This is a genomic window from Solihabitans fulvus, from assembly GCF_008386585.1.
Lineage (GTDB): Bacteria > Actinomycetota > Actinomycetes > Mycobacteriales > Pseudonocardiaceae > Solihabitans > Solihabitans fulvus.
The window spans coordinates 1-682 of record NZ_VUOB01000110.1; the positions used below are offsets into that span (position 1 = coordinate 1).

At 67.7% G+C, this 682-nt stretch carries 1 protein-coding gene; it reads left to right on the forward strand.

The window, feature by feature from the left end; all coding sequences use genetic code 11:
* A partial coding sequence (locus tag F0L68_RS40125) for a helix-turn-helix domain-containing protein (RefSeq protein ID WP_306463220.1) occupies positions 1-525 on the forward strand: 525 nt, incomplete at its 5' end.
* Positions 526-682: the final 157 nt, after the last annotated feature.

Genomic DNA, 682 nt, shown 5'->3' on the forward strand with positions numbered 1-682 from the left:
CTGGGAGGCTGTGGTCTGACAGGTTCCCCTCCCTGCCGGACAAGGACTACCGCCATGGCCTCACTGATGAAGCGGCCGGTCACGTTGTCAGCCCGGGATCGTGAAGAGCTGATCCGGCTGACCACCACGGGTGTGCGTCCGGCATCGGTGATCAGGCGGGCACGGGTGCTGCTCGCGCTGGACACCTCGGCAGGCGAGCCCGACCCGAAGGACGTGATCGCGGCCCAGCTCGGGGTCTCAGGCGAGATGCTGCGACTGGTCGCCAAGCGATTCGCCGAGGCCGGCGGCGATGTCCTTGCCACGATCACGCGCAAGAAGCGTGACCTTCCACCGGTGCCGTCCCCGGTGACCGGTGAGGTCGAGGCCCGGCTGATCGCCCTGGCGTGCTCACAGCCACCGGCGGGGTATGCCCGGTGGTCGTTGCGGCTGCTGGAAAAACACGTCGAACTCACCGAGGACATCCCGAACCTGGACCACTCCACCATCGGCCGGGTCCTAAAAAAACGGAACTGCGTCCTCATCTGAGGAAGTGCTGGAACATCCCGCCACGCGCGAACGCGGAGTTCGCCGCCCGCATGGAGGACGTGCTCGCGGTCTACGCCCGGCCACGCGACCCCGCCCGCCCGGTCGTGTGCATGGACGAGAAACCCTTCCAGTTGCTCGGCCACGCCCGCGACCCGCT